Below are 7,007 nucleotides of genomic sequence, written 5' to 3' on the forward strand. Positions count from 1 at the left end.
TCGGCTTCGGCTTCGGCTTCGGCAGAAATTGTTTCAGTTCGATCTATTTCTGACCCAATAGTTTGTTCACTCGCCTGCATTATTTCGCTTGCTGAGTCATCATCGGTCAAAGATTCCGTCGGCAAATCAGTCGTTGAATCAGCCAGCTGCCCTTCAGTTAAAAGCTCTGCTACCCATTCGTCAGCTTCTAACGAGGATGTTTTATTTGGTGAAATATTAGCTTCTACGTCATCATTTGATTGAATCGATTCGTTATCTACACTTTGATCCTGTTCTAAAATTTCCAATTCATTAACATGAGAAGCGAGTTCGGTCTCCTTCTCAAAAATATTATCCATATCATCAACAGGTGCTGCTAATTCTTCAGAGGATTGGAATTGAGAGCTTTCATCTTCTGCTTCATTCTCCTGCATCTGCTCAATTGATGATAATTCAGCTTCAGCAGGAGTTTGGCTTTCATCTGAGTCTGTCTGTTCAGTATCCTCTTCGGACATTTGCGCGGCTAATAGCTTTTGTTGCAAGTGTTCCTCTTCAGTTAACTGAAAAGTCTCATCTTGTGTAACAGAATCATTTGATTCATTTTCAGTATCGACCTTTTCGGTCAATGGATCAGTTTGAAGAGCAGCAATATCTGTTGCGTCGTTTGGAGATGATTGCTGAACACTTTGATTGGGAGTGACTGAATCTTCTAAAGTTGTTTCAGTAAATGGATTCTCCGCCTGAGTTTCATCTAGCCGTTGCTGCCTTGCTGCTTTTAATCTTTCAGTTCGCTCCCGCAGTTTGGCTCGCAGCTTATCAATCTCATTAAATGGCTCTTCTGCCTTTTCCGCAATATTATTAGTTTGGTTATCACTGATTGCGTCTTCATCGTTTGGCTGTGACACCATTATTTCAGATAAGCTTTCTGTCTCATTATCTTGTGGCGCTTCGGCTTGAATTTCAGCAACAGAGTCCTCTGTTTGGCTTTCTTCAACCGAGTCGCTTTGATTGTTGAGCTCTGATTTAGTCTTATGTTGATCAGCTGGGAACGTATCATTCAGTTCCATATCGGCTGGTGGAGCTTCAGCGAAGGGTTGGGGTTCTTCAGCGGAAACCTGAGCATTTCCGTTAATCAGCTCATCCAGTTCAGCAAATTCGAGGCTTTCTATTTCTGCATTTGGATCATCTGCTAAGGAAGTTTCTTCAGCATTTTCCGTTTCTGCAGAGACTGACTCTTCAGGCTGTTCAACTGAATTTTCTGCCTGCATATCCTCTGGTGAAAATTGCTCAGCTGATTCAACCTCATCATCAACATTCTCCAATGAATTCTGGCTAACCGGTGCTTCTGGTTCAGCGGATTCACTGCTTTCAAGATTTGAATCAGAGATGTCTGAAGCTTCTTCAATAACGTTGATTTCTGCTGAATCTATATCTTCGTTAGTTTCAGCTGATTCTTCTGGTAACATTTCAGTAGATGCAGATTGTTCTGGCGATTCAGCTGCTTCAGAATGACTATCCGAGTTCTGACTAATGGATTCTTGCTGTTCATCAGACTCGATATTTGGTGAACTCAAATCATCCATTGATAAGGCTTCTTCAGCATTTTCAGTGTCTGCTGACACTAACTCTTCGGGTTGTTCGATTGAGTTTTCTGCCATCTTTTCTTCTGGTGAAAGCTGCTCGTTGAAATCAACTTCAACATCAGCACTGGCTGGCGAATTCTGGCTATTCGGCTCTTCCTGAACTGCAAACTCAATGTCCTCAGCAATTGAATCATCTACTGATGCGGTTTCTTCAATATTTTCGAATTCTGTTGGTTCTGGCTGTACGGATTCTTCATGTGCATTCTGTGCTGCAATTTCCTCAGAATCAATTTGTTCAAACGGCTGATCTGCTTCGGAGATATCCTGTACATTCTGACTGGCAGACGGTTCTTGAGCTTCAGCCATCCCAGCGGAATCAGCTTGCTCAATAAACAAATCTGTATCCCAGTCCGTTTCAGCAAACTCCTCAGCAAAGCTGTTTATTTCTGCCTCAGTGTTAGGTTCTGAAGATTCTTCAAATGGCTGTTGGTTTAGATCAGTAGACTCTGCCTGCTCGGCTATCATCTCCTGTTCATCCATAGACGAATCTTGTTCTGAAACAGATGGATAATCTTCTTCATTTTGTTGCAGAGTTTCTTCTAATGTTTCGGCAGCTGCATTATCACTTCCAGCCAGTTCAATGCTTTCTGTTCGTTCGAAAGGTTCTGCAGTCTCTTCAGAAGTGAGATCCGATATAACTGACTCATCCAACTCCGCCAAAGGGTTGCCTAATTCAGTCTGTTCAACAGGCTCATCATGTGACTCAATGGCATCGATATCAGATTCTGCTAATTTATTTTCTTCAGGGAGGCTGGTTTCTGCATCATTTCCAATAACGTTTTCGATCTCTGCATTTTCCTGCTCAAGATCATCGGAATCACTTTCTACTGGCATGTCGGTGGCACGCATAAGATCATCAATTTCGGTAGCCGAAATCATATCTTTTGCGTCTGAATCCACTTCATCAATTTGTTCAATATCTAATTCAATATCGGCTGGCTGAACAGCCTTAGTTAGACCTTGATAGGCTAAGTCATCACTTTCAAAAGCATGAAATTTCAGTTCTTGATGTTCAAATGCTGCCCCGTCGTCAGTTATTTCCTCATTACCTGCTACAGGAATTGTGGATTTTCCATAAATATCAGGCACCTGATTGGTCCAGGCTTTATTCAAGTGGGCCTTCATACCTTTTGGTTCAGTCGCAGCACTGACTGTTTCGGTCTCGGTTTCAATATCTGGCTGGTTTTCTTTAACTTCCGTTTCAGTGGATGTTTTACCGTAAACATCAGGAATTACCGGATTCCAGTCAGTCTTCAGAAAATCAGCCATCCGCATCGAGCTGCTTGCCGGTTCAGGTTCTGGTTCTGGTTCATCTTCTTTGGCCTGTTCATCCGCAGCCAAATCAAAATCTGTCATCGAATCAGCAGGATTATTATCTGATTCACTGGCAAGAGACTCCTCAACAATCTGGTTTTGAGCAAAAATATCATCGACATCGACTTCATCTGATTCGCTTTCTGCCAGTTCAATATCAAAATTTTCATCTGTATCACTTAGCTCTTCGACAACAACCGTTTCGTCATCAAGCTTTTCCATCTGTTCAACAATGGTGTCTGCATTCTCATCATCAAATACACCATCAAAATCTGCTACAGGTTCTTCTTCCGGTTCAGTATCAACTTCAGGCTCTGACAGTTCTTCTGGTAATTCAGTATTAACCGCAGATTCCTCGACCAGTTCTTCATCAACCGCCTCTATCTCCGGGGCATCAGGATCCTGCTCGTTATCAGCCTGCATAATGCTGAGGGTTGCGTCAGTTAGCGAGGTGATTTGGTCAGGAAAGTTATGCAGTGTTTTTTCGTCTTGCTCAGAATACAAATTAACAATTGATTTAAAAATTTCTTTTTCACGTAGCACCAATTCCTCGACCATTGAATCCAGTGCTTCACCGCTTAATCCATAGCGTTCGCTCAGTTGACTGCCTAATGCAGTCACACGTTGCTCGTAGTTATTTTTGATTAATTTGGCAGTACGTGCCGCTGCAGCTTTGGTGCGTTTATGTTTGCGATGCGCACGGATAAACATCCAGATAAACAAAACAGCAAAGATGGCTGCCAGCTCATAGGCAAGCCATTGAAAAACCGGATCAGTCATCGACATTTATAATAAGTCTCCAGGTAAAAGCTGCCGGCGACGGCTGCGATGCCAAAACCAGAATCCCATTATTAATAACAACACAATAATGGCATTACCAATAGCTAAAATGACTGTGTCAGAAAGCTCGAAGGTAGATTTAGGTATTTCTGCATTAGGTTCATCCGCAACAGGATCTATTATCACCGGTTCAAATGGCTCATCATTAACCTTTTCGGCAGCAATAGGCGTTTCTGAAGTAATTGTCAGTGACGCACCGGCTGTTTCGTCAAGCAACTGGATAGGCTTGGGTTGTAAAAAAACATTACGGCCAGCCGGAGTTTTCCCCCGGATCTGCAACGATAATTGATAAGCGGTTTCAGGTTGTAAATCGGCCACTGTCAACTGCCAGGCATTTTCAGACTGCCGTAATACTTCGTAGGGGAATTCACTGCCATCTGGTGCACTGAGTAAAGCAGAGATTTGCAGAGATTGAGGATCAATCATACTGGCATCAGCAGACATAGACAGTCGATGACTGCGACTATCAACATCCAGTTGAGTAACAGTGACATCAAATGGCAGCGCCACTACGTTGACGGATTGTCGCCGCTGACGTTCGAATGTATCACTTTTTGCTGTGATCACAATATCATTTTGTCCGCTGTCAAACAGCTTGCCCAAATTTGCCATAAACGTCGCCGTCTGGTTATTTAAGGTCATTTTGTTATTGATCGGTTCACCCTGCAGTGGTTGAGTGCTTAACTCTGCCGTAACCAGTTGCAGAAAATCCTGTCGATCAATCTGTTTACCATGGTCGGTTAATTTGGCGACAATATCAAACTGCTCTCCAGCAAGAATATTATTTGGCAGATCAATTGTTTCCATCCGCAGATCTGTTAATACCATTACCCTGTTATCCGGATCGATATTGCCATCAATAAACCACTCTCCAGACATTGGTTTATCGATAGTAATCAAATCAAAATGTTTTTCCTGCATCCAACTTACTGATGGCTCATGAGTTTCATATGATTGGTTTTTTTGATCCGGTTGAACCAGTTGGGTGACATCGGTTTCATTTTCACGAAACACCAATATCGTCATTTCATTGACACTGGTATCAATGGTAAATCGATTATCCACAAGTGGAACCGAGTCACGTTGAGTGGCTTGTTCAAACAGATGCAGAAAAACACGTTCCAGCTCATCCGCATTATCCACCTGGTGATACCAGCCATCTGTAGCCATTGATAATTGTTTAAGCAGTTCGTGATCAGCGTCTTCAGATAAGGCAATGGTATGTATACGAAAGCCTTTTTGTTTTATTTGCGGCAACAATTTATTGATGATGTTCTGCCGTGATTGATCGCTGGATGCTTTTCCCTGATGCAAATCAACCAGACCATCTGATAACAGGATAATGCTGCGTTGCTTGGCTGGATCAGAAACTTTGACATTAGCTGTGGCTTTTTGCAGCGCCTGCTCAATATCAGTAAATAAACCATGAGAGTGAATTTCGGAGGATTTTTGCTGAACGCGTTCTCGCCAAGTATCATCAGCTTTTTGTAATGGCACCAGCATGTTTACGTAGCGGGCAAAGGTCCAGACACCACTTTCAGCATCACCCGGCATCAACCCACCTAATAATCTCAGGCCCGGCGATCGTAGATTCTGGGGGTCATTTTGTTTCATGCTGCCAGAGACATCAATAATGATGCGTACATCAGCGTTTGGGTTAGTATCCGCGAGTGCGGGTAACGCAAACCAGATGAGCGGCAGTGCCAGTAATAGCTTCAATATTCTCTGCATAAAAACAACCTGTTTGACTTGAAAAGCGGCAGAAAATGTCATTACTGACGATTTACTGACGCGAATTGTTTTATTTCAGACTCAATATGCAGGTTTTATGCCGATAGTTCAGTTATTTACTTGTCAGGCTTAAAGCAGATCCAAACCGCGCTGGATATCCTGTTGAATATCCTCAACATTTTCCAAGCCTACCGATAAACGTATCATGCCATCACTGATACCTGATTCAGCTCGCGCCTCAACTGACACTCGACCATGAGTTGTTGTGGCCGGATGGGTGATAGTGGTTTTGGTATCACCCAAATTGGCCGTTATCGAAATAAACTGTGTGGCATTAATCAATTTCCAGGCAGCTTCCTGTCCGCCTTCGACTTCAAACGCAATAATGCCACCAAAATCAGATTGTTGCTGTTTTGCCAACTGATGTCCTGGATGTGACTCGAGCCCCGCATAAAACACCTGGGTAACCTGTTTCTGCTGCTGCAGCCAATGTGCCAGTTGATTGGCATTGGCTGAATGCGCTTTCATGCGTAAATCCAGTGTTTCCAAACCTTTCAGAAAAGTCCAGGCATTGAATGCACTCATGGTGGGGCCTGCTGAACGCAGGAAACCGTATACCTCTTCTCCAACCCGTTGCGCATCGCCGACCACCGCACCACCCACACAACGTCCTTGCCCATCGATATATTTGGTCGCCGAGTGAATGACGATATCGGCACCGAGTACTAATGGTAGTTGCAACGCCGGTGTACAGAAACAGTTATCAACAATTAAAAGGCAGTCATGTTGCTTAGCCAAAGCCGATAAAGCAGCTAAATCAGCAATTTCATTGAGTGGATTGGAAGGTGTTTCCAGAAATAACGCTTTGGTATTGGGCTTGATCGCCGCTTCCCAGGCTGCCAGATCGGTTAACGGTACATAGTCTGTCTTCAAACCGAATTTGCTCAGATACTTATCAAACAAAACCCGTGTCGTACCGAACACACTACGTGAAGAAACAATATGATCTCCGGCCGCGCATAAGCCCATAAAAGTAGCAAGAATAGCGGACATGCCCGAAGCTGTTGCCACGCAGGACTCACCCTGTTCCAATGACGCCAGGCGTTGTTCAAAAGTACGTACGGTTGGATTGGTAAACCGTGAATAGATATTTCCCGGTTCATCTCCGCCAAATCGTGCTGCCGCCTGTTCCGCGCTATCAAACACAAAACTCGATGTGGGGAAAATCGGTTCGGAATGTTCGCCTTCGGGCGTTCTTACCTGTCCGGCACGCACTGCGCGGGTAGCAAAACCTTTGTCTTTAAGATTGGTCATGACAACTCTGAAATAGCTGGAAAATCCTGCCATTCTAAAAGATAAGCCTTATTGCTGACCAGCTTTATCCTTAAGTGGCTTAGTGAAATAAACCTCAGGAAAGAGATTTAAGGAAATATTGGAAAATGGCTTTATTAATAATGGTGAAATTAAGCAGTTATGCTCAGCCAACAATGACTGAGCATA

At 43.5% G+C, this 7,007-nt stretch carries 3 protein-coding genes; all 3 read right to left on the reverse strand.

Annotated elements, in window-relative coordinates:
- The coding region (locus B3182_RS06490) for a hypothetical protein (RefSeq protein WP_292737921.1) at nt 1-3,722 on the reverse strand (3,722 nt) is incomplete at its 3' end.
- Nucleotides 3,723-5,507 (reverse strand): vWA domain-containing protein, encoded by a 1,785-nt coding sequence (locus B3182_RS06495; RefSeq protein ID WP_292357604.1) that lies wholly within the window; start codon nt 5,505-5,507, stop codon nt 3,723-3,725.
- A gap of 129 nt (nt 5,508-5,636) precedes the next feature.
- Complete coding sequence (locus B3182_RS06500; RefSeq protein WP_292357606.1) at nt 5,637-6,821, reverse strand: O-succinylhomoserine sulfhydrylase; 1,185 nt, start codon at nt 6,819-6,821, stop codon at nt 5,637-5,639.
- Nucleotides 6,822-7,007 lie beyond the last annotated feature (186 nt).

Origin of the sequence: Methylophaga sp. UBA4204, assembly GCF_002379485.1 — a bacterium.
Lineage (GTDB): Bacteria > Pseudomonadota > Gammaproteobacteria > Nitrosococcales > Methylophagaceae > Methylophaga.

Coding starts and splice junctions, on each gene's coding strand:
- B3182_RS06495 (WP_292357604.1), bottom strand. CDS start 5,507: ATGCAGAGAATATTGAAGCTATTACTGGCACTGCCGCTCATCTGGTTT.
- B3182_RS06500 (WP_292357606.1), bottom strand. CDS start 6,821: ATGACCAATCTTAAAGACAAAGGTTTTGCTACCCGCGCAGTGCGTGCC.